The sequence below is a fragment of the Bradyrhizobium sp. CCBAU 51753 genome, assembly GCF_015291565.1.
Classification (GTDB): Bacteria; Pseudomonadota; Alphaproteobacteria; order Rhizobiales; family Xanthobacteraceae; genus Bradyrhizobium; species Bradyrhizobium ivorense.
Genome location: NZ_CP030037.1, coordinates 5,863,705 through 5,884,951, shown reverse-complemented (window position 1 = coordinate 5,884,951; position 21,247 = coordinate 5,863,705). Strand labels below are relative to the sequence as shown.

Below are 21,247 nucleotides of genomic sequence, written 5' to 3'. Positions count from 1 at the left end.
GATTCGGCGGGCAGGGCCCCGCAACGTTGCCGTTCATATGGAGAATCCCGGATGAAGCTCATCGCATCGATCTGGAGCGTTGCCATCCTGCTTTGCCTGTCCGGGGCGGCCTCCGCCGATGACCTGACGGCACCGGGCGATGCCGAGAGCCTCGGCTTCTCAGCCGCGCGTCTGGCGCGGATCGCGCCCTGGTATCAAGCCCGCTTCGATGCGTTCCCGCCGACCGAGGGTCTGCTTCCCGGCGCCGTCGTCGCCATCGCCAAGGACGGCAAGCTCGCCTACCTGCAGGCGGTCGGCTTTCAGGACCGCGCCAAAACGGTCCCGATGCAGACGAACTCCATCTTCTGGATCGCCTCGATGACCAAGCCGGTGACCAGCGTCGCCGCCATGATCCTGGTCGATGACGGCAAGCTCGAGCTCGACGCGCCCGTCGCCCGCTATCTGCCCGAGCTCGCGGAGATGCGGGTCGCGTTCCGAAAGACCGATGCGGCCAGCGGCAAGACCGAGTACGGGCTCGAGCCGCCAAAACGGCCGATGACGGTGCGCGACCTGCTGCGCCATACCTCCGGTCTGGTCTATCCGGAAATGGATTTTGCCTATCCGGAGCGCGGCCTTTCCGACCCGAACGACGCGCAGGAGATTCGCACCATCCACATGCTCTATGGCTGGAGGGCGGTGTTCCGGCGGGACAAGACGCTGGCCGATTTCGTGTCCAGCCTCGCCAGCCTGCCGCTCGCCCATCAGCCCGGCGAGGTTCATGAATATGGCTGGAACGCCGATGTGCTGGGCCGCGTCGTCGAAGTTGCATCCGGCCAGCCCCTCGATCAGTTCCTGCAGGACCGCATCTTTGCGCCGCTGCATATGATCGACACCGGCTTTTACGTTCCGAAGGAGAAGCTTGGCCGCCTGGTCGATTCTCCGACGCCGGAACGGCCGCCGATCTGGGATGTCACGACGCCGCCAAAACTGTTTGCCGGCGGCGGCGGGCTGGTGTCGACCGCGCCCGACTATCTCCGCTTCTGCCAGATGCTGCTGAATGACGGCGAGCTCGACGGCGTGCGCGTGCTCACGGCGCAGGCGGTGAAGCAGATGACGACGAACGCGCTGTCGCCGGACGTCCGCATCTTCGGCGGCGACGAGGTCGGCGCCCGCGCCGGGACCACCTTCGGGCTCGGCTTTGGTATCCGCGCCAATCCCGTCTTCAGCTGGATCCCGGGAGCGGTCGGCAGCTACTCCTGGGCCGGATTGTGGGGCACCTATTTCTGGATCGATCCGGCAGAGAAACTGATCGGCTTGCAGATGGTCCAGGCCACGCCCGGCAGCAAGGGGCGCGCGGCGGTGATCTCCGCGGGGATCAATCATCTCACATACGGTGCGCTCGAAGTTTCGCAGCCGTCCTCGACCGCGTCTGCGGTGCCGGCGACGGTCAGCCCCGAAGTGCTCGCCGATTACGTCGGGAGCTACGACTTCGGCTCCTCCGTGAGTTCGCGTGACCGGCAGGGCCTCGCCGACGGCAAGACCGGATGGCTCGGGATCGAGGCATTCGTCGCGATGGAGCAGGAGGGCCTGCGGATCAACCGGCCGATCGCCAACAGTCCTGCGACCAAGGCCGGCCTTGCGGCGGGCGATCTCGTCACCGAGCTCGACGGCGCGCCGCTCAAGGGCCTTTCGCTCACCGACGTTCTGGCCCGGCTGCGCGGGCCAGCCGACACGACGATCAGGCTGAAAATTGTCCGCAAGGGTGAGGCTGATGCAAGCGAGCTCGGCGTCGTCAGGGCCGCGCGCCGCGCCAACGTGGTCCAGCTTCAGCTTCGCGTCGAGCAAGGCAAGCTCGTCGCAGAGGCCACGGGAGCCTGGCCGATCCTCGCATTCGAGCACGGCAAGGCGACGCCGCTGGTGGCGACGTCAGCCAACGACTTCATCGTCAACGACGAGGATCACACCCGCATCGCCTTCGTCCGCGATGCCGCCGGCAAGGTCGCCGGGCTGATCCTCAATCCCGGGCCCTTGGAGCAGAAGGCGGCGCTGATCGCACCAGGAGCGAGATAGCGCGCGATGACTTTACCTCGAATCGAGCAACGGGCTCTGCTTCACCTCGCCCCGCGCTTGTCCGCCGAAGCCCGCCTTCGGGCGAAGGCGGATGCGGGGAGAGGTCGGAACGCATCGTAGATGCGTTCCGGGTGAGGGGGAGTCTCCGCGAACGCAGCAGATCGGGTTCCTTCAATTTCCCGCGCTGGCGCCGCGGCGCTCGACGTCCGGCTGGATAGGAACATCGACTCGGGCCGATCGTTTTCGAGGTGACCAGCGCGCCCCACGCTTGTGGACATGGCTCCGGGAGGTCGGGCGCCACAACGAACTTGGTTCATCATCATGGCAATCAAGCAAAGCTTCCTGGCCGCTGTCATAGTGGCGGCGCTCGCGTCTCCCGTGCTTGCCCAACCGCGCCAGCCTGCTCCTGCCGGGGCGCCGGCCGGCCTTCCGTCAGCTTTCGACACGCAGTTCTCGCATCGCTACGCGCAGGCCAACGGAGTGCGGCTGCATTACGTTGCCGGCGGTCCCGAAGATGGGCCGGTGGTTGTGCTGCTGCACGGCTGGCCACAGACCTGGTACACGTGGCGCAACGTCATGCCGAAGCTCGCTTCCGCCGGCTATCGCGTGGTGGCCGTCGACTATCGCGGTGCCGGTCAATCTGAGAAGCCGGCGTCCGGCTACGACAAGGCCGGCATGGCTGCAGACATCCGCGCGCTCGTCCGCTCGCTCGGTGCGTCGAACGTCAATCTGGTCGGTCGCGATATCGGCGTCATGGTCGCCTATGCCTATGCGGCGCAGTGGCCCGGTGAGGTGAAGACGCTGACCATGCTCGATGTGCCGATCCCGGCGACGCCGGCCTGGATCGAGGCCAAGCATAAGCCCGACCCGGAGCTTTGGCATTTCGGCTTCTTTCAACAGCCCGACATTCCCGAGTTGCTGCTGGCCGGGCACGAATTCGCCTTCATCCGTGACTTCATCCATGACCGGGAATTCCGCCCGATCGACGACGAGGACATCCGCGTCTACGCCGACGCTTACGCCGCCGCCGGCGGCCTGCGCGCGGGCTTCGAGCTCTATCGCGCATTCGCGCAGGACGAAGCGCGGTTCGCCGAGCTCGAAAAGACCAAGCTGCCGATGCCGGTGCTGGCTCTCGCAGGCGACAAGAGCAACGGCATGATCGAGCTGACGATGGCGCAGCACCTCGCCACCAATGTCATCGGCGGCACCGCGCCGGAGACCGGACATTGGTTGCCGGACGAGAATCCCGCCTTCCTGTCCGATCAACTTGTCGCATTCCTGCGCGAGCACGGACGATGAAGGGCATCGCCTTCCGGCGACGCAGGCCGTCCGATCTGCGTTCCGGACACCGCCGCTTAGTCCGTAGCCCGGATGGGCGACTTGTCCGCCGAAGCTCGAAGAGCGAAGGCGGAAGCGATATCCGGGGCAAGTGGTCCCGCATGTCGCGGAGCCTGTCATCGGGCGCGCGTTCGCGCGACCCGTTGGCTCATGCGGCTACTTGCTCGGCGTCTTGGCTCTTGTGAGCAAATGTTTGAGGCCGCCTAGGTGTATTCTGCTCCATATTTGAGACCGATCGCGTTGATCTCCTCCCGCGTCAATTCCTTTCGCGGTTCGCCGGGGCGGCTGCAGGTTTCGCGAAAGAAACCGTCTAGGCCTGGTGGCGCCATGATCCACAGCAGAACCAGTTCCTGATCCGGACTACTGAAACCATGCCACGTGTTCCTGGGTATGAAAATCGTTCCACCTCTTTCGCAAGAGTGACGCACATCGTTCAGTGTGACCGTGCCAGTGCCTTCCAGAACGTAGAAGGCTTCGTCCCTGTCGAGGTGTCGGTGAACCGGAATGCCTGAGCCCTTAGGTAGCTGCTGAATGCCCAGGCCAAAATTATTGGACCCCGTTATGGGGTCGGCCTTGATGAAGATGTTACCGCCATCACGAAAATGGATCAGGTGTTCACCCTCTCCAGCACCAAGCACATAGCCCTGCGGCACCGGCTTGTGCGACTTCGCCTCGATCTCCTCGCTGTTTGGCATCGCGTGCTCCATTCGGCAGGTTGATATCCGCTTCTGCCCGTAAGGGCCGAGTCCGTTCATTCGCGTCAATCAGGCCATGGCTGCACCTTAGTCCGTAGCCCGGATGAGCGAAGCGATATCCGGGGCAAGTCGTCCCGCATGTCGCTACGCTCATGCGGGCTACTTGCTAGGCGGCTCTACTGCGCAAATTTGCAGGGGTATGTCGTCTGCATTGAGAGCAGCAGGGCGAACCCGAAGGGTATTAGCAGGGTTCTGGGATCGGCTTTAACTTGAAGTCGGACCGTCTCCAAAAGTTGGCCGCCGGTCGGGGTCAGTTCGGTCGGAGCGCAATAGAGCTTTGGACGACTTTCCATTGCCTGCGCTTCGTTTGCCCAATGGAAGCCGTTTTGATTGTTCGACAGATAGGTTTCGACCATTTGACGGTCTTCCGGACTTCCGTCGGCGTACAACCTCAGAAACCAGCCCGTGTTTTTCTCGGTAAACGCATGCGACGGCGCGATTGCCAGAGCTATCAGTATCAAACCTCCGAAGCGCTTCACTTTCGAGCTAATGGGCATCTTAGCTGCCATCCATGAGCCTACAGGCCGTTCCGCTTTTCCTGCTCGCTCAACTGGGTCATAAGGCGTCTTTTGGCTCTGGTCATCGTTACAGGAATCCGCTGCTTCAGCGAGGCGAGCGTTTTCGGACTAAAGTCTTCAACGTGCGCAGAGCCGGAGTAGGTTGGCTTGAAAAATGAGCCGCCCTTCCTGTAGTCCAAAACAACTGTGCCTGCCGCAATGATTTCGCCCGAACGTATCGTGAATTTTGCAAAGTTTCCCCGAAATAGATGGGTATTATTGCCGAGGCCGCACGTTATTCCCGCAGCAAGGTATAGCCCGGGTGCTATCCCCGCGAGGCCACCGTCGGTGACATCGGTACCAAAGAGCCCGCCGACGCGTGTCTCGATGCGAACCACTCGCCCGTGTTCACCTGCAAGACTGAGGGTCAGTTTGCCGCAAGGCATGGGTTCACCATTCTCATCCCTCATCCGCGCATCGACAATGAAGATCGCAAGGTCGGGACGTTCACGTAGAATCTGCTCGACCTTCGCGTCATCCCTCGTCAGGGTTTGGGCTTTCGCGAAATCGAGTATGGATCCCATAGCGACTGCAATAGCAACAATTGTAACTCGAAGCATTTGGCCACCCTGCGAACGAACGCGCTCTTCTCCGATATAGATCAACATAACCAAAGGTTGCAAGAATGGGTAACCAATTCACAGCAAGTAGTCCGCATGAGCAAGGCGATATGCGGGGGGTGAACCCGCATATCGCTTTGCTCATGCAGGATACGCTTGCTGAAGCAGGGATGAGTTTTGGTTGAATCGGCTCCGCCACGATCTCGGTCCGCCTCTCCCCGCCGGGAAGAGGTCGGCGTGCAGCGCCGCGTGAGGGCGCCCTCTCGATAGACCGTAACCCCTCACCCGATTTGCTGCGCAAATCGACCTCTCCCAAGGGAGAGGTGCACGGAACCCGAGGCCAAACCGATCCAACCTAGCTTCATCGCGCTCTGGCGCTGCCGCCACGCCGCGCCGTCAGCGCAGTTCCTTGCCCAGCCGCCGAAACACCGTCTCGCAAGTCATCAGATCGAGGTGGCCGCCGCCGGCGTTCTTGAAGAAGGTGATGTCGCTACTCGACAACCGGCCGGCGACCTTGCCGGTGGCGAGGTCGTAGTGATCGCCGAGCACACAGGTCTCGCGGATCGCGCCGCTGGCAATCGGCTGCAGGATGTCGCCGACGCCGTCGAATGCGGATTCGCGGCGGTCGACGAACACGCGCGCGCGGCGCGCCGCCTCGTCGTCGGCCTCGCGGGTGTCAGGCGTGAAGCCGCCGACGAGGTCGAGATGGGTGCCGGGCCGCAAATTCGCGCCTTTGACGAGCGGTTCGCGCGAGCGGGTGCAGGTGGTGATGATGTCGGCCTCGCGGGTTGCGGCGTCGAGATCGGTCACCGCCTCGGCCGCGATGTCTTCGCCTGCGAGCCGGGTGGCGAGCGCCTGCGCACGCTCCACCGTCCGGTTCCAGATCAGCACCCGCCGCAGCGAGGGCCGCACGGTGCGGTGGCCGCGCACCAGCCAGTGCGCCATCTCGCCGGCGCCGACCACCAGCAGCGTCTCGGCGTCGGGCCGCGCCAGGTGTTTGGCGCCGAGCGCGGAGTCCGCCGCCGTCTTCCAGTGGGTGATCTCGGCGGCGTCCATCACCGCGAGCGGCCTTCCGTCATGGCCGTCGAACAGCACGCAGACCGCCTGCACGGCCGGCAGCCTGCCGGCGGCAAGATTGCCCGGAAAGCTGGTGTACAACTTGGTCATCATGAAGCGGCCGGCATCGACCGCGCTGCGGGTCACCAGCTGCTGGCCCTTGTCGTCGCCGAGATAGCCGTCGCGCACGGCAATCTTCGGCCGCCGGTGCGCGGCCTCGATCGCCTCGATCAGGACCGGAAAGCTCAGGACGCGGTTGACCTCGCTGTCGTCGACAAAATGCACAATGGTCTCCTCTGGAGCATGATCCGGAAAAGTGTGAAGCGGTTTTCCGAAAGATCATGCTCAAACAAAAAAAGCTAAAGCGCGATGATTCCATCGCGCTTTGGGACCCTTGATGGATACCGGTTGGGGAGGGCGAGGGGCGTTTGCGGATTTCGGAATATTGGAAGGTTAATGCTGAGTTGCCCGACGTGTCAAGTCGCCTGTTCGAGTCGCCTGTTCGAGCGCTCGCCTGTTCGAGCGCGGTCCGCCACCACCGGCTACCGCCGGCCCGCCATCCGGCTACTTTGCATGGGGTTGTTTTTCGGCATTCGGTCGGCGCGCCCCCACGACGGCGGTTGGGGAGGCCCGACCGGCATGCGCCGCCGCGCCGCACTTGCTATCCTGCGGCCTGATTCTCTCGCAGGTTTCGCAAGGCCGTGGTCGCATTCGTCATCGCTGTCCTGATTTTCGTGCTGCTCAGCGGTGCCGCGCTTGCCACCATGGCCGTTCATGGCCGGCTCAAGGAGCATCATCGCTCCGACGAGACCAACACCTCGGTGCGGCTGGTCGCGCTGTTCGTCACCATGCCGTCGCTGCTGCTCGGCCTGATGATGAACAATGCGGCCAACACCTATGTGGCGGTCGACCGCAATCTGCATGTCTTCGCCACCGACATCATCCTGCTCGACCGCAGCATGCGGCCGCTCGGCGAGAGCGCCGACGAGCCGCGGCGGCGGCTGCTCGCCTATGTCGAGCAGGTGTTGAGGGATGTCCCGATCTCGCGGGCCAGCGAGGTGTCGGAGCATCTGCTCGACGAGGTCGGCAACAGTCTGCGCGAGCTGCGGTTCGACGACGAGCAGAAGGTCGCGCTGTGGAACGATGCGCGCTCGGTCTATCGGCAGGCGGTGCAGCAGCGCTGGACCTTTGTCGAGCAGTCCGACGGCTCGTTTCCGTCGCCGCTGATCTGCATCCTGGTCGGCTGGCTGACGCTGATGTTCGCGACGCTGGGCTTTCGCGCGCCGCGCAATGCGGTGGTGATCTCGACCTACATCGCCGCGGCGGCGCTGATCTCGGCCGCGGTCTACCTGATCATCGAGATGAGCACGCCGTTCTCCGGCCCGATCCAGCTCTCCGACCGCCCGCTGGTGCGCGCCGTCGAGGAGATCAGGCGGTAGCGGCCGGTATCGGCACGCGCATCTGGCTTTATTCCCCTCGTGCTGATTGCTGTTTGCAAAATTGTTTCCGCGCCCTTGGCGGAATAGGCGCGGTCGCGCGGCGTCCTACCCATGCAAGCCATTTGCATTCGAAACGGGAGACACCATGAAGACTTCGCTCGTACTCGCCACCGCCATGTCGTTCGCGCTCGCCTCGGCCGCGCTGGCGGCGCCGCCGACCAAGACCGGAACCACGCCGAAGGGTTCGGTGCTGACCGATGCCAAGGGCATGACGCTCTACACCTTCGACAAGGACAGCGACGGCAAGTCGGCGTGCAACGGTCCGTGCGCGACCAACTGGCCGGTGCTGAAGGCTGATACCAGCGACAAGGCCGACGGCGGCTACAGCGTCATCACCCGCGACGACGGCTCCAGGCAGTGGGCCTACAAGGGCAAGCCGCTCTACACCTTCGCCAAGGACCAGAAGCCCGGCGACATCACCGGCGACGGCTTTCTGAACGGCGCCTGGCATCTCGCGCAGCCCTGAGGCCGCATTGTAGGGCGGGTTAGCCGCAGGCGTAACCCGCCATTCTTCCCCCGCGGAAACACGGCGGGTTACGCTTCGTTAGCCCGTCCTACGGATGCGCGACGACGTTACGTCCTGCGCTTCAGCGCCAGCCCCATCGTGATCCAGCTGACGCCGGCGCAGATCAGATCGACGCTGAGGAAGATGCCGAGCACCCAGAGGCTCGAGACCGGCCAGCCGGCGAGGATCATGACGCCGAGCACGAAGGTGATCAGGCCGGAGAGCGCGACCAGCCCCCAGGACGAGGCGGCATTCATGCCGAAGGCGAGGAAGATGCGGACGATGCCGGAGACCACCAGCGCGACGCCGAGGAACAGCGTCAAGGTGACGGCGGCGAGCAGCGGGTTCTCGAAGGTGACGAAGCCGGCAATGACATAGAGCGCGCCGAGCGCCATCCAGAGCAGGAACTTGCCCCACGATTTGAACTGAAACGCGTTCACGATCTCGGCGACGCCGGCGACGATCATCATCGCGCCGACGAACAGCACGCTGACGACGGTGGCAAACAGCACGCTGCCGAAGGCGAGCACGCCGGCGATCAGGTAGATCACGCCAAGCGCGACGATCCAGCCCCACTTCGCGCGAAGGCTGGCAACTCCCGATCCGAGGCTGTGAGGAGGGGTGGCGGGTGAGCTCGACATGGTGGACATGATATCGCTCCCATAGACTGCACCTCCCCATGCTACCATAGGTGCCCGCACCGACAAGGCGGGTGACGCGGTTGGCACCACAAGCGCCGCGACACGTTAACTCACGATGCCGGGTGTGCTGCCGCGCAGCAATGGCGGCCGGCCGACGGCATCAGGCAATTTGAGGAGACTACCGGTCCCCACCATCCCGTCCAAACCACAGAGGAGATCGACATGCCCGCCACTCACGACAAGGATCACGTCTACAAGATGCTGGATCTGGTCGGATCATCGGAGAAGAGCATCGAAGCGGCGATCGAGAACGCCATCGGCCGCGCGTCAAAGACGATCCGGGAGATGAAGTGGTTCGAGGTCGTGCAGACGCGCGGCCATATCGAGGACGGCAAGGTCCGGCACTATCAGGTGACGCTGCGGGTCGGGTTTACGCTGGAATAGGCGGGCGAGGAGCTCGGCTATCGCGCCACATACTCGGTGTCGTCCCGGCCTAGTGCGCAATTGCGCACGGGAGCCGAGACCGATAACCACCGAAGGTCGTTGTTGCGCAACGCTGGGGCCACAGCGTTCCTCAACAACCCAGCCCTGTGGTTATGGGGCCCGGCTCCGGTGCGCAATTGCGCACTAGGCCGGGACGACGGTTGTGCGCGCGGCGACGACATAGCCATCACCGCCGCGACAGCGGCGCGGGTGGCGGCGGCGCGGTTGCGCCGGCGGCGAGCGAGCGCTGCACCATCACGGTGTCGGACCAGCGGCCGTAGCGGTAGGCGACGCCGGGCAGATGCCCGACGCGGGCGAAGCCGAAGCGGTCGTGCAGCTTGAGCGAGGCGGCGTTGTCGGCGTCGATATAGCCGATCATCTGGCGAAAGCCGGCCGCGGCGCAGGTGTCGATCAATTCCTGCAGCAGCCTGCCGCCGACGCCGCGCGCGGTGAAGCGGTGATGCACGTAGATCGAATGCTTCACCGTGTAGCGATAGGCCGGCCGCTTGCGGAACAGCACGACATAGGCGTAGCCGACCACCTCGCCGTCGCAGACGGCGACCAGATGCGGCAGGCGGGTGTTGCGCAAATTCTTGCGGCGGTCGCGCAGATCGTCGGGCTCCGGCGTGCCGGTGTCGTCGACGCTCTCCTCGACGCCGCGGCGGATGTGGTGGCGGTAGATCGACAGCATCGCATCGACATCGCTGTCGCGGGACGCACGGACGGTGATCTTGTGATCATTCTCCATTGTTGGCGGTCCGCTCGCTTACTCGGCAACGACGTAGGTGTAGAAGCGGACGCGGCCGGCATCGTCGATCTCCTTGTAGATGCCCTGGACCTCGACCTCGAAGCCGGGAAACGCGTTGAAGCTCGCCTCGAACATCTTGAGATAGTCGATCATCGGCTTGCTGCGTTCGGTGAGCCGCTCGCCGGGCACGATGGTGGCGATGCCGGGCGGGTAGACCACGAACGGCGTGGCGGCGATGCGGCCGAAGATCTCGCCGATCGGCAGGTAGTCGACGTCGTTGCGCACCAGATAGCGCGAGGCCTCGCGCGGCGACATCGCGATCTCGGGCAGATGCTCGGGCAGGAACTGCCTGGCCTGCAGCGCGCTGACATTGGCGTCGCGGAAGAAGCGGTGCATGTCGCCGCAGAGGTCGCGCAGCCGCACCCCGGCATAGCGGTTCGGACGGCGGCGGTAGAATTCCGGGATGACGTCCTCGATCAGCGCGTTGTCGTCATGCAGCTTCTTGAACGCGACGAGGCCGGAGATCAGCGTGCCGGCCTTGCTGGCCTCGACGCCCGGCGTCAGCAGGAACAGCAGCGAGTTGAGGTCGTTCTTCTCGGCGACGATGCGGTTCTCGCGCAGATATTGCGCGACGACGGGGGCGGGGACGCCGTGGTCGGCGTAGACGCCGGTGGCGTGATCGAAGCCCGGCGTGAGCAGCGTGAGCTTGTTCGGGTCGGTCATGGCAAAGCCTTCCGTCAGCTCCGGGAAGCCGTGCCAGCTTTGGCCGGGGTTGAGCTGCCAGTAGGACGGATTGGTCGCGAGCTGGTCGGTCAAGATCGTCTCCCAGGCGACGTTGTGCACGCCACCTTCGCGCGCGACATCCGGGATCATCACGCGATCCGGCACGAACGGCTCGAAGAACCAGCGCCGCTCGGTCCGCGTCTCGTTCTCCTCGAACTCGCGCTTCACGGCGCGGACCTTCTTGCGCAGCTCGATGCCGAGCCGGATCGTGTCGTCCCACAGCACCTCGCCGGAGCGGCCCTTCATCATCTGCGCGCCGACGTCGAGCGAAGCGAACAGCGGATAGAACGGCGAGGTCGAGGCGTGCTGCATAAAACTTTCGTTGAAGCGGCGGTGCTCGACGCGGCGCTTCTGGCCCTTGATGTGGCGGTCGCGGATGTGGATCTGCGAGGCCTGCGAGAAGCTCGCGAGCTGCTTGTGGGTCGATTGCGTCGCGATGATGCCCGGCGCCTCGGGGCCGAGATCGGCCAGCCCCATCGCGAAGCGGCCGGCGTAGATCGGGTGGAATTTCATGAAGCCGGCCCAGGCCTCGTCGAACAGGATGTAGTCGCAGAGATGGCCGATCCGCTTCAGGATCATCTCGGCGGAGTGGATGGTGCCGTCATAGGTGCACTGCTCGACTACCGCGACGCGGAACGGGCGGGGCTTCTTCCAGGCGTTCTCATCCTTGACGAGCGGGTGCTTGCGGATGTGGTCGCGCAGCGCACCTTCGTCGAGCAGATCCCAGCGCATCGGGCCGATCAGGCCCCAGGCGTTGCGCACGGTGGGCACATAGACCGGGATGCCGCCGCCGATCAGCAGCGCGCCGTGATGGGCGGCCTTGTGGTTGTTGCGGTCGAACAGCACGAGGTCGCCGTCGGTGACCAGCGAGCCGAGCGCGACCTTGTTCGAGGTCGAGGTACCGTTGAGCACGAAATAGGTCTTTTCAGCGCCAAAGATCCGCGCCGCCTCCTTCTGCGCCTTCAGTGCCGGCCCCTCATGGGTGAGGAGGTCGCCGAGGTCGAGCACGGAATTGTCGAGGTCGTCGCGAAACACCGCCTCGCCGAGATGCTCGACGAACACACGGCCGATCGGGCTGCGGCTGTAGAACACGCCGCCATTATGGCCGGGGCAGGTCCAGAGCTGGTTGCCTTCCTCGGCATAGTCGACCAGCGCCCCGAAGAACGGCGTCTTCAGGTTCTCGGCGTATTGCTTGAGCCGGCTGATCAGGTTTTTCGCGATGAAGGGCGGGGTTTCCTCCGACAGGAACACGTAGCCGTCGATGAAATCGAGCACCTCGACCGGCAGGTCCTCGAACCGCTTGCGGCGGATCAACAGGATGATCGGGAAGTCGAGGCCGCGCCGGCGCATCAGATTGATCAGCGCGGCCGTCTTGCCCTCAAGTCCCTTCTTGCCCCAGTCGACCACCATGCAGCCGATTGCGGCATCGGTCTGCACCGCGATCTCGGCATCCTCCAGCTTGCGGGCGCGGACCACCTCGAAGCCGGAGCGCTCGATCTCGCTGATGATCTGGTTGAAGCGGATGCCTTCGAGATCGTCCGATTCGAACACCGGCGCGGCGAACAGGAAGTTGAAGCGTTTGAAGTAGTCCATGCGAGTCCCCGAAACTGGTCCGGCTGAACCTGTCGGCACATTTCATGACGATGAGATGACAATGGGCGGGCGCCTGACACGCGGATGCGTCCGGTCAGCGGCGGGAGCTTGCGCATGGGAGAAGTCTGGGTGAATTCAGTTCATCTGTGGCTGAATTCTTCGGATTTGCGCGGCCCGAGAGGTTGTCCGACAATCTGCATGTTCCGGCTGGAGAGGGCATCATGCATGCACGCGCGGAAGCCAGTGTTGCGGACCATCTTGCCGCGGTGGCGCGGCTGGCGCCGCTGATCGCCGAGCAACGGCAGCATTTCGATCGCGAGCGCAGGCTCCCCGATGCCGTCTTCCGGGCGCTGGCCGAGGCCGGACTGTTTCGGCTGTATTTGCCGAAGGCGCTCGGCGGGCCGGAATTCTCGCCATTCGACTTCATGACCATCGTGGAGGCGGCGTCCGCGCTTGACGGCTCGGTCGGCTGGCTGGTCGGCAACGGCGCCGGCATGAGCCGGATCGGCGGCTACCTGCCCGCAGACGTGGTGCGGAGCTGGTTCGCCGAACCAATGGCCTTCATCGCCAGCGCCACCGGTGCGGTCGGAACGGCGGTGGAGGTCGAGGGCGGCTACCGCGTCAGCGGGCGCTGGCCGTTCGGCAGCGGCGCGCATCATGCGACGCGGTTCATGGGGCTCGCCAGCGTGAAGGGGCCCGACGGCAAGGACGGCCCGTCGCTGTGCTGCTACTTCGATCGCGCCGAGGTCCGCGTTCACGACACCTGGTTCGTATCCGGATTGCGCGGGACCGGAAGCTGCGATTTCGAGGTCGAGGACGGCTTCGTGCCCGCGAGCCACGTCCATCCCCTGATCGATTGTCAGCCAACGCAGTCCGGCATCATCTATCGCCTGCCGGCGCTGTCGGCGTTTCCGTGGACGGTCTCGGTGGTGCCGCTCGGAATCGCCCGCGGCGCGCTCGACGCCTTTATTGCGCTCGCCGGCAAGAAGCCGCGGATGGCTGGCGGCGGCCAGCTCCGCGACAGCGAACTGGTTCAGGCACTGGTCGGCCGTGCCGAGGCCGCAGTGCGGTCTGCCCGGGCGCTGCTGATCGAGGCGATGACCGAGCTGATGGCCGCGGTCGATGCCGGCGGCGATCGCCTGATTGAAGCGCGGGTGCTGTTCCGGGTCGCCTGCGCCAATGCCGCGGAGAGCGCCGCGCGCGTCGTCGAGATGCTCGCGGCACCGGCCGGGACCGCGGCGATCTTCGAGACCGGCACGCTCGAGCGGTCGATCCCGCGACGTTCAGGCGGCGATCAAGCATGTGGCGATGACCCAGAACAGCTACGTGCTCGCGGGGCGCATCAGCCTCGGCCTCCCGCTCGGCACGACGCGGTTCTGAGGAGCCTTCCGGCTATTCGGTGCGCGACGCCGGTGACCGCGGATATTCGAGCTGCATCGCGACGAAGTCGGCCGTATCCGTGCCATATCGGGTCTGGATTGCGCGCAAGGTGGTGTCGAGCGCCTGCGCCGGCGGCGTGGTTCCGACGGCGGGCAGCAGGCGCTCCGCGGGCCAGGTCGCCGCAACCTGTTGCGGATAGATGCGCAGGCCGTTGCGCGTGGTCTGCGCTGCGTCGGTCTTTGCAAATGTCACTGCATGCGAGCGATAGGTCCGCGACCAGCTGTCGGCGACCAGCGCCAGCGAGACCTCGTCGACATCGGCGGTCAGCGCGAGGCCGAGCTGCTCCCGGTTCCAGAACGCCAGCGTGTTCCGGATTGCGGTCAGCGCGAACGGGCGCGTGAATTTGAAGGCGCCGCTGTCGTGGCGCGCATTCCAATCGGGCAGGCCGATGTCGCGGGCGACCGCCTCGGCCTTGCCGCGGCCCGCAATCGCCTCGATCAAGGTGAGCGACATCGGCATCGACGCCGAGATTCCTGTCGTCGTCGCGACGCCGCGGTCGACCACGATGCGGCGGTCCGCGACGTACTGGATCCTGGGATGCTTGTCCTGCCAGCCCTTCAGGTAGAACCAATGCGTGGTGGCGCGCTTGCCGTCGAGCAGGCCGGTCGACGCAACGACCTTGCCGCCGGCGCAGATGCCGACGATCACGGCGCCCTTCTCGGCCTGACGCTGGATCCACTGCACCACGGCCGGATCGTCATCGCGGCTCATCGCCGGCACGATGACGTAGTCGGCGCCGTCGGGATGCGCGGTGTCGAATGCGGCTGTCGTCGTATCCGGCTCGACCTTCAGCACCGGGAACAGCGTCACCGGTCCGGGGCCCGTCGCCAGCGTCACGACATCGGCAACGTCGGCGCGCTTGAGAATGCCGTAAGGCATCAGATAGTCGGTGGTCTCGGTCATGTCGTTGATGCCGACGATCGCGATCAGCGGGCGCGCTCGCCTCAGCGGCTTCAGCGCCGCGAGCGTTGCGTCATGCTCCTGCTGCGCGATCGGTGGCGGAACCTTGATGGCCGATGCGGCGGGAAGGGTGAGCAGCCAGGCGCCGCCGACAATTGGAACCAGCGCGGCGATGGCAGCGCCACTCCATGCAAGAAATCGCCAACTCATGATCCATCTCAACGTATGCGTTCGCGTCGCCCGGCGCGCAAACTATCCAGCGACCCCATCGGTCGAAATGGCGAAATTCCCGCAAAAACGGACACGCCTGAACGTGACTCGCTGGCGTTGGTTGCGCCGGCGCTCCGACTACCCACATGGCAATGCGTGCCGGAGCGAACTCGCAGACCTGGAGGCGATCGATGACCCAAGACCTTCCCGGCATCTACCGGAACTACATCGCTTGCCTGAACCGGCAGGACTGGTCGCGGCTTGGTCAATTCGTCGACGACGACGTATCTCACAACGGCCGGCGGATCGGTCTGTCGGGCTATCGCGAGATGCTGGAGCAGGACTTTCGCGATATTCCCGACCTTCACTTCAACGTCGAGCTGCTGGTGTCCGACGCGAGCTACGTCGCGAGCCGGCTCGCCTTCAACTGCTCGCCGAAGGGCAGGTTTCTCGGCCTCGATGTCGACGGCCGGCGCGTCGCGTTTGCCGAGAACGTGTTCTATGAATTCCGCGAGGGCAAGATCGTGCAGGTCTGGTCGGTGATCGACAAGGCCGCGATCGAGGCACAGCTAGTAAAGAAAGTGTAGCCCGGATGAGCGCAGCGACATCCGGGTTCTATCTCCCACATATCGCGGAGCCTGTCATCGGGCGCGCGTTCGGGCGACCCGTTGGCTGATGCGGGCTACGGTCTCTCAATACACCAGCCCGGTCCCGGGCGGCTTTTCCAGCGCCGCCGCCAGCGAACGATATTCGTCGCAGCCGGTGCCGCAGATCGCGGCAATCCGGGTCAGATGATATTGCGCCTGCTCGCGGTTGCCTTGTTCGATCTGCCAAAGGCCGTAATAGTTCCAGGTCAGCACGTGGTTTGGATCCGCTTTCAGCGCGCGCTCGTACCAGAGTTGCGCCTCCCTGAAGTCGCCGAGCTTGCGATAGGAGTAGCCGATCAGATTGGCGACGTTGGGTTGGTCGTCATGCTTGAGCGCGTGCAGCTGATCGATCGCTGCGAGATAGTCGTTGCGTTCGTAGATCGTTGCATAGGCCGTGCGGTAGGCTTCGCGAAACGCCGGATCATCGAAGGCCGACTGCTTGGTTGGTTTCTTGGTCCTGCGCGTGGTTTTTCTGTCCCTCTGCTGAGGGGACGATGACGCGGGACCGCTGTAACTCGATCCGTAGGGATCGCCGCCTCCGCCGCCGCCACCGCCGCCTCCTGCGGCGATAACCGGTGGCGAGACCAGGACGAGCGGCGCTGTCAGGAACGTCGCAACCGCTGCAAGCTTGATCGGTGACTTGATCATGGGGACCTCCCGCTTCGACCGGGCGAGTGCCGGTTTGAAGCAATAACTCCCCGTCGCCTCGCGCATTCCCTTCAATGCGAAAAATTGTCTGCGGCGACGCGTGTGACAGTTGCGCTGTCGTTTTCGAAGAGTGAGGCGCGTAGGTGAGGGCGTATGCGATACCAAGGACGGCACAGCCGAAACTAACATCGGCGTCAGGATTCGACGCCGTGAGCAGCCCGACCCAGCGCAGTGATCGCTATTTGCTCTCCAGACGCCACGCGCCGTCCCAGTCCGGCGCCGGCGGATTTTGCCGAAAGCTCTCGACGCGCGTCTTCAAGGCGAGCGACGGACCGTCGCCGGGGACGGCTTCCAGCGCGGCGGCGAAGGCGCGTGCCGCATCGTCCCAGCTGCGTGCGCGGTACGCCGCGAGGCCTTCCGCATAGTGCTGGCACAGCAGCGTTTGCGCCGGCGTCAGGGCGTCCTTCTGGCCCATGATCTCGAACACGGTCTGCGGCTGGCTCTGGCCGACCACGACCAGCCGGTCGATCTCGCGCAGCGCGATGGTATCGGCGCAGCCGGCGGCGGTGGCTTCCGAGATCAGGCTGCGGCTGCCGTAATATTTGTTGGCGCCCTCCAGCCGCGAGGCGAGGTTCACGGTGTCGCCGAGCACGGTATAGCTCATCATGAATTCGGAGCCGATGCTGCCGACCAGCGCTTCGCCGGTGGCGATGCCGATGCGGACGTCGCAGTCGGTCGGGATCGCGCGCACGCCGAGCAGCTCGGGCAGATCCTTGCGCAGCTGGGCGACGCGCCCGGTCATGTCGATCGCGGCGAGCGCGGCGAGATGGGTCTGCTCGTTTTCCTCGACGAACGGCGCGCCCCAATAGGCCATGATGGCATCGCCGATATATTTGTCGATGATGCCGCGATGGGCGTGGATCGGCTCCGACATGGTCGAGAGATAGAGGTTCATGATCTTGACCAGGCCGCGCGGCGTCACGCCTTCGCTCAAGGACGTAAAGCCCTTCATGTCGCAGAACATCACCGTCATGACGCGGCGCTGCCCTTCGGTGGCGGCGATCGCCGGCTGGTCGAGCAGGCCTTCGGCGATCCGCGGATTGATGTAGCGGCCGAAGGTTTCGCGGATGCGCTGGTTGTTGCGCAGCGTCTCGATCATCCGGTTGAAGGCGGCCGAAAGCTGGCCGATCTCGTCCTGCGTCGTGATGGTGATGCTGCCGTCGAGCTTGCCGGCCTCGACCGCGCGGGTGCCTTCCAAAAGCCGCATCACCGGCCCGGTGATGCCGCTGCCGACCAGCATCGCGAACACGAAGCCGAGGATCGCGGCGATGCCGGTGACGACGGCCGAGACGATGATGGCCTGGTGCTGGGCGCCCATCACCGTGCTCGCCGCGAAGCCGACCTGGGCCAGCATGTCGGCACGGATGGCGTCGATCCTGGTGTTGAACTCGTCGCGCAGCGCGTCCGCGCGCAGCGAGGTCTGGCGCGCAGCGGCAATGTCCTTGGCCTCGATCTGCTCGAGCAGGGTCTTGTTCTCGGCGTTCAGCCGCACCAGCAGGTCGTTGACCGCGTTGTCGATGCGGTCGTCGAGGCGCCCGAGCGCCGCATTGTCCGATGGCGTCGAGCGATCGGCGATGATCGCGTCGATCAGCTCGCGCGCGGCATCGGCCTCGCTCTTGATCAGGGGCTCGATCTCCTGGAACGATTTTCGCGCGGTCTCGTAGCTGGCGTCTTCCGCCGGCCCCTGCATCTTCGCCATCATCATCCGCCGCATCGCCAGCGAGCGCTCCAGCGCGCGGACATTGACGCGGGCGAGATGGCCGTAGGCGGGGATATAGCGGTTGGTGAGTTCGTCGAGCAGATGGCCGACGCGGCCCGCCATCACCATCGACAGCAGCGAGGTCACGACCGCGAGGATGATCAGCCCCGCGGCGATGCCGACGATCTTCTGCCTGATCGAGCTTCGAAACATGCCCCTGCGCCAGCCCGGCCGCGGATGCCAACTGCGGGAAGGCGACCCGTCATCCCGGCGGACCAGCTAATAGAGTTCCACGGCGCGCCGCGCAAGCGGGCCGCCGGAGCAGGACGGGGCAGGGCAGGGTGTTAGGCCTTCCGCGTATGTCCCCAGGCCTCATCCCAGTCCTGGCCGCTGGCATCGACCACGCGGCCGTCGGCCTCGAAGAACTTGTTCGGCACCTGGAAGATCGCGAGCATCAGGCCGCCTTGCGGACACCAGGCGACGTGGCGGCTGCCGGCCTCGCGCCAGATGAACTCGCCGGCGCCGCAGATCATGCCCTCGGCCGGGCCTTCCTTGTCGACGAGGGCGCCTTCGAGCACGAAGGTCTGCTCGATATTGACATGCTCATGATCGGGCAGCACCGCACCCGGCGCAAAGCGCATCAGGGCGGTCATCAGTCCGGTCTTGCGATCGAACAGCAGCGTCTTGGCCTCGCAGCCCGGGAAGCGGGTCTGCTGCCATTCCATGTCCTGCGGGCGAACGATGTGGGAATGCGTGTCGGCACGCTGCGGCGTCACGGCGTCCATGCGATGATGCTCCGTCCTCGTGGAACGCTGGATCGTAGCATCATCGTGGGTGAACGTCTCTCGCTAGCTCAGGCCCTCATAGACGGTGAAGCCGCGCGCTATGGCGAGCTTTCGCAGTGCACGCGGCACGAACCGCTCCGGCGGATGCAGATAGCGCCATGAGGTCAGCGTCAGGTCGCGCAGCGCCGTGGCATCGTCCTCGAACGGGGCGAGCAGGCCGGTCAGGCTCGCCGGCACATGGACGCGCGCGGTGAAGGGCAGCAGCAGCAATTCGAGATGCGCCTTGGCGCCGCTCCCGGTGGTCGCGGTCACGCCGGCGATCGCCGGCAGCGTCTCCTCCGCAACGCAGGTGATGATGTCGTCGACCTCGCGACGGCTGGCGCCGCTGAACATGGCGGAGAAGCTTCGCCCCTTGAGGTCGCAGCCGAGCAGGGCGGAGGTGCGGGTGCCGGCGACGCGGAACGGGTAACCGGCCTCGCCGTCATACGACAGCACGAAAATGTCAGCCAGCAGCTCGCGCACCGCTGACGGTTCGAACTCGCTCCGGTCGGGTGCGCGCGCAGGGCCGCGCTTCGCATTCCAGTAAGCGAAAAACGCGCGGCTGGACGAGTGTTTCATCTAAAGAACCTTGCCCGGCGCCTGTCTCACCACGACACATCTGTCCCGGTTCCGCTCAAACGCCTTCCCTTCTCTGTTGTGCAGGGAAGGCATTGCAGCGTCCATGCCGGGGGCGCGTTTTCGGCGCGTTATCGACGGTTTTGCGCTGTTAACGTAAATTTAACTATAGGCTTGGCGACCGCGGCCGGCCCGCGTAGGGTCCCGCGCATTCCCGTTCGGGCCGGCTGCCCCAAGCGCCGGCGTCGCACGTTTACAGGTGGCGTCAAACAGTTTGGTCGTCGCGCGGGGAGGGGTGGGGATGCACCCCCGATCCCTCAGGGGCGCGAGAAGGTCAGCAAAGTCGGGGAGGGGTGTTCTCAGCGCCCCTCCCTTTTCTTTTTGGTTCTGTCACACGGGTAGGTCGCGTCATCGACCGCTGCGCACGAATGCGGGGATCGACGATTGCCGCGCTGTCGTGAGCGGCATGCGCGGATGCCTGCACCGACCTCGATTGTGCGCCAGCGAAGCGAGCCGGGCGGGACGATGCGAGCCGGGCGGCCACAATCGGCCGCGCTTCTGCGGCTGCTGCGGTTTGATGAAACGGGCCATCCTCAGGGACGTGCTGCGACGCACCCGCAACCGCAGCTCCGCTTGCCCTCAGCCGCCGCGGCCCCAACTCTTTTCCCGATTGTGCACTTGCACAGCGCCGCCAAAGCCGCCTATCTGAGGCTTATTCCGCATGCGAGGTCGTCGGCTCCTTGGACTCCCATCCCGAATCCCCGATCGCCCCGCCGCCGGAGGCGCCGCGCGAGCCGATCCTGACCTTGCCGCCGGCGCTCACCGCCTACATCGTGTTGATCGCGGTGATCCATCTGCGGGTGTTGCTGCCGCCTGAGCTCGAGAACTGGACCATCGACGTCTTCGGCTTCATCCCGAAGCGCTACGATTCGACGCTGCTCGACGTCACCTTTCCAGGCGGCGACGGCGCCAAGGTCTGGACCTTCGTCACCTATTCGCTGCTGCACGCGAATCTCACCCATATCGGCTTCAACGTGCTGTGGCTGTTGCCGTTCGGCAGTGCGCTGGCACGGCGTTTTGGCGCGGTGCGCTTCTTCGTCTTCATGGCGGTGACGGCGGCCGCCGGCGCGCTCGCGCATCTGTTGACCCATGAGCACGCCATCGCACCGATGATCGGCGCATCGGCGTCGGTGTCGGGCACGATGGCGGCGGCGATCCGCTTTGCCTTCGTCCGCGGCAGCTTCCTGTCGTTCAGCCGGGGCGACGCCGACGCGGCTGCCCGGGTGCCAGCGCTGTCATTGTCGCGCGCGCTGCGCAACGGGCGCGTGCTGGCCTTCCTGGCGATCTGGTTCGGCGTCAACATCGTGTTCGGCGTCGGCTCGCTGGCGATCGGCGGCGACAATGTCAGTGTCGCCTGGCAGGCGCATATCGGCGGCTTCCTGGCCGGGCTCTTACTGTTCTCGCTGTTCGATCCGGTGCCGCGCGCGCGGGATGATGCTGCAGATGCGTCATCGGTGGACCAGTCCGGCCACGTCTGAACGCCGCTTGCGGCTCACGGCGAATTCCTCCATCATCCTTGCAACGCGAGATGAAACCGGCTGAGACATACAGCCCCGCTGTCAACCGCGCCCCGGAACCGAAATCGGCGCGGAACTGTTGATTGAAGACTCTGGCGA

The 21,247-nt window shown here is 65.0% G+C and carries 19 protein-coding genes and 1 pseudogene; 8 read left to right on the top strand and 12 right to left on the bottom strand.

Annotation, left to right across the window (positions count from 1 at the left end; translation table 11 throughout):
- Window positions 1-51 precede the first annotated feature (51 nt).
- Both XH93_RS26880 and XH93_RS26875 read left to right on the top strand, forming a co-directional pair.
- On the top strand, window positions 52-2,049 hold the full coding sequence (locus XH93_RS26880; RefSeq protein WP_194469801.1) for a serine hydrolase: 1,998 nt from the start codon (window positions 52-54) through the stop codon (window positions 2,047-2,049).
- A 321-nt stretch (window positions 2,050-2,370) separates the two neighbouring features.
- Complete coding sequence (locus XH93_RS26875; RefSeq protein WP_194469800.1) at window positions 2,371-3,348, top strand: alpha/beta fold hydrolase; 978 nt, start codon at window positions 2,371-2,373, stop codon at window positions 3,346-3,348.
- A 242-nt stretch (window positions 3,349-3,590) separates the two neighbouring features.
- Here the strand turns inward: XH93_RS26875 and XH93_RS26870 are convergent, their stop codons facing one another.
- The 4 genes from XH93_RS26870 to XH93_RS26855 all read right to left on the bottom strand — a co-directional run bounded on the left by XH93_RS26870 (window position 3,591) and on the right by XH93_RS26855 (window position 6,600).
- Complete coding sequence (locus XH93_RS26870) at window positions 3,591-4,082, bottom strand: cupin domain-containing protein (RefSeq protein WP_210340402.1); 492 nt, start codon at window positions 4,080-4,082, stop codon at window positions 3,591-3,593.
- 176 nt (window positions 4,083-4,258) lie between these two features.
- Entirely contained in the window at window positions 4,259-4,651 is a 393-nt protein-coding gene (locus XH93_RS26865) for a hypothetical protein (protein WP_194469799.1), read from the bottom strand.
- A gap of 8 nt (window positions 4,652-4,659) precedes the next feature.
- Window positions 4,660-5,307: a hypothetical protein gene (locus tag XH93_RS26860; RefSeq protein ID WP_139484543.1), complete on the bottom strand. Its 648-nt coding sequence runs from the start codon at window positions 5,305-5,307 to the stop codon at window positions 4,660-4,662.
- A 348-nt stretch (window positions 5,308-5,655) separates the two neighbouring features.
- The gene (locus tag XH93_RS26855) at window positions 5,656-6,600 is read right to left on the bottom strand and encodes an ornithine cyclodeaminase family protein (RefSeq protein WP_194469798.1); all 945 of its coding nucleotides are present in this window, start codon (window positions 6,598-6,600) and stop codon (window positions 5,656-5,658) included.
- Between the two features lie 416 nt (window positions 6,601-7,016).
- Here XH93_RS26855 and XH93_RS26850 point away from each other — a divergent pair, with 416 nt between their 5' ends.
- Window positions 7,017-7,754 carry a hypothetical protein gene (locus tag XH93_RS26850; protein ID WP_194469797.1) on the top strand — a complete coding sequence of 246 codons (738 nt, stop codon included), beginning with the start codon at window positions 7,017-7,019 and terminating at the stop codon, window positions 7,752-7,754.
- A gap of 145 nt (window positions 7,755-7,899) precedes the next feature.
- Window positions 7,900-8,280, top strand: a complete 381-nt coding sequence (locus XH93_RS26845) for a hypothetical protein (protein WP_194469796.1) — start codon at window positions 7,900-7,902, stop codon at window positions 8,278-8,280.
- Window positions 8,281-8,387: 107 nt separating this feature from the next.
- On the opposite strand, the gene XH93_RS26840 is transcribed toward XH93_RS26845, so the two are convergent.
- A complete protein-coding gene (locus XH93_RS26840) occupies window positions 8,388-8,960 on the bottom strand; it encodes an HdeD family acid-resistance protein (protein ID WP_194475346.1) in 573 nt (190 codons plus the stop codon).
- A gap of 222 nt (window positions 8,961-9,182) precedes the next feature.
- On the opposite strand from XH93_RS26840, the gene XH93_RS26835 reads away from it, so the two are divergent.
- The gene (locus tag XH93_RS26835; protein ID WP_139484547.1) at window positions 9,183-9,404 is read left to right on the top strand and encodes a dodecin; all 222 of its coding nucleotides are present in this window, start codon (window positions 9,183-9,185) and stop codon (window positions 9,402-9,404) included.
- A 226-nt stretch (window positions 9,405-9,630) separates the two neighbouring features.
- Here the strand turns inward: XH93_RS26835 and XH93_RS26830 are convergent, their stop codons facing one another.
- Entirely contained in the window at window positions 9,631-10,191 is a 561-nt protein-coding gene (locus XH93_RS26830; protein WP_194469795.1) for a GNAT family N-acetyltransferase, read from the bottom strand.
- Window positions 10,192-10,209: 18 nt separating this feature from the next.
- Complete coding sequence (locus tag XH93_RS26825; RefSeq protein ID WP_194469794.1) at window positions 10,210-12,567, bottom strand: Orn/Lys/Arg decarboxylase N-terminal domain-containing protein; 2,358 nt, start codon at window positions 12,565-12,567, stop codon at window positions 10,210-10,212.
- A gap of 221 nt (window positions 12,568-12,788) precedes the next feature.
- Here XH93_RS26825 and XH93_RS43140 point away from each other — a divergent pair.
- Window positions 12,789-13,778, top strand: a pseudogene (locus XH93_RS43140) (acyl-CoA dehydrogenase family protein); the annotation flags it as partial.
- Window positions 13,779-13,959: 181 nt separating this feature from the next.
- On the opposite strand, the gene XH93_RS42470 reads toward XH93_RS43140, so the two are convergent.
- Entirely contained in the window at window positions 13,960-15,117 is a 1,158-nt protein-coding gene (locus XH93_RS42470) for a DJ-1/PfpI family protein (RefSeq protein ID WP_246799308.1), read from the bottom strand.
- Between the two features lie 191 nt (window positions 15,118-15,308).
- Between XH93_RS42470 and XH93_RS26815 the strand changes: the two genes are divergently transcribed.
- Window positions 15,309-15,704, top strand: a complete 396-nt coding sequence (locus tag XH93_RS26815) for an ester cyclase (protein ID WP_194469792.1) — start codon at window positions 15,309-15,311, stop codon at window positions 15,702-15,704.
- Window positions 15,705-15,809: 105 nt separating this feature from the next.
- Here the strand turns inward: XH93_RS26815 and XH93_RS26810 are convergent, their stop codons facing one another.
- The 4 genes from XH93_RS26810 to XH93_RS26795 form a co-directional block, all read right to left on the bottom strand.
- On the bottom strand, window positions 15,810-16,412 hold the full coding sequence (locus tag XH93_RS26810; protein ID WP_194469791.1) for a lipopolysaccharide assembly protein LapB: 603 nt from the start codon (window positions 16,410-16,412) through the stop codon (window positions 15,810-15,812).
- 238 nt (window positions 16,413-16,650) lie between these two features.
- A complete protein-coding gene (locus XH93_RS26805; protein WP_194469790.1) occupies window positions 16,651-18,384 on the bottom strand; it encodes an adenylate/guanylate cyclase domain-containing protein in 1,734 nt (577 codons plus the stop codon).
- 131 nt (window positions 18,385-18,515) lie between these two features.
- Complete coding sequence (locus tag XH93_RS26800; protein WP_194469789.1) at window positions 18,516-18,956, bottom strand: cupin domain-containing protein; 441 nt, start codon at window positions 18,954-18,956, stop codon at window positions 18,516-18,518.
- 63 nt (window positions 18,957-19,019) lie between these two features.
- A complete protein-coding gene (locus tag XH93_RS26795; protein ID WP_194469788.1) occupies window positions 19,020-19,574 on the bottom strand; it encodes a PAS domain-containing protein in 555 nt (184 codons plus the stop codon).
- 737 nt (window positions 19,575-20,311) lie between these two features.
- On the opposite strand from XH93_RS26795, the gene XH93_RS26790 reads away from it, so the two are divergent.
- Window positions 20,312-21,109 (top strand): rhomboid family intramembrane serine protease, encoded by a 798-nt coding sequence (locus XH93_RS26790; RefSeq protein WP_194469787.1) that lies wholly within the window; start codon window positions 20,312-20,314, stop codon window positions 21,107-21,109.
- The last annotated feature ends 138 nt before the right edge of the window (window positions 21,110-21,247 follow it).

Coding starts and splice junctions, on each gene's coding strand:
- XH93_RS42470 (WP_246799308.1), bottom strand. CDS start 15,117: ATGAGTTGGCGATTTCTTGCATGGAGTGGCGCTGCCATCGCCGCGCTG.
- XH93_RS26800 (WP_194469789.1), bottom strand. CDS start 18,956: ATGGACGCCGTGACGCCGCAGCGTGCCGACACGCATTCCCACATCGTT.
- XH93_RS26825 (WP_194469794.1), bottom strand. CDS start 12,567: ATGGACTACTTCAAACGCTTCAACTTCCTGTTCGCCGCGCCGGTGTTC.
- XH93_RS26860 (WP_139484543.1), bottom strand. CDS start 5,307: ATGTTGATCTATATCGGAGAAGAGCGCGTTCGTTCGCAGGGTGGCCAA.
- XH93_RS26805 (WP_194469790.1), bottom strand. CDS start 18,384: ATGTTTCGAAGCTCGATCAGGCAGAAGATCGTCGGCATCGCCGCGGGG.
- XH93_RS26875 (WP_194469800.1), top strand. CDS start 2,371: ATGGCAATCAAGCAAAGCTTCCTGGCCGCTGTCATAGTGGCGGCGCTC.
- XH93_RS26815 (WP_194469792.1), top strand. CDS start 15,309: ATGACCCAAGACCTTCCCGGCATCTACCGGAACTACATCGCTTGCCTG.
- XH93_RS26810 (WP_194469791.1), bottom strand. CDS start 16,412: ATGATCAAGTCACCGATCAAGCTTGCAGCGGTTGCGACGTTCCTGACA.
- XH93_RS26845 (WP_194469796.1), top strand. CDS start 7,900: ATGAAGACTTCGCTCGTACTCGCCACCGCCATGTCGTTCGCGCTCGCC.
- XH93_RS26830 (WP_194469795.1), bottom strand. CDS start 10,191: ATGGAGAATGATCACAAGATCACCGTCCGTGCGTCCCGCGACAGCGAT.
- XH93_RS26835 (WP_139484547.1), top strand. CDS start 9,183: ATGCCCGCCACTCACGACAAGGATCACGTCTACAAGATGCTGGATCTG.
- XH93_RS26865 (WP_194469799.1), bottom strand. CDS start 4,651: ATGGCAGCTAAGATGCCCATTAGCTCGAAAGTGAAGCGCTTCGGAGGT.
- XH93_RS26880 (WP_194469801.1), top strand. CDS start 52: ATGAAGCTCATCGCATCGATCTGGAGCGTTGCCATCCTGCTTTGCCTG.
- XH93_RS26795 (WP_194469788.1), bottom strand. CDS start 19,574: ATGAAACACTCGTCCAGCCGCGCGTTTTTCGCTTACTGGAATGCGAAG.
- XH93_RS26840 (WP_194475346.1), bottom strand. CDS start 8,960: ATGTCGAGCTCACCCGCCACCCCTCCTCACAGCCTCGGATCGGGAGTT.
- XH93_RS26870 (WP_210340402.1), bottom strand. CDS start 4,082: ATGCCAAACAGCGAGGAGATCGAGGCGAAGTCGCACAAGCCGGTGCCG.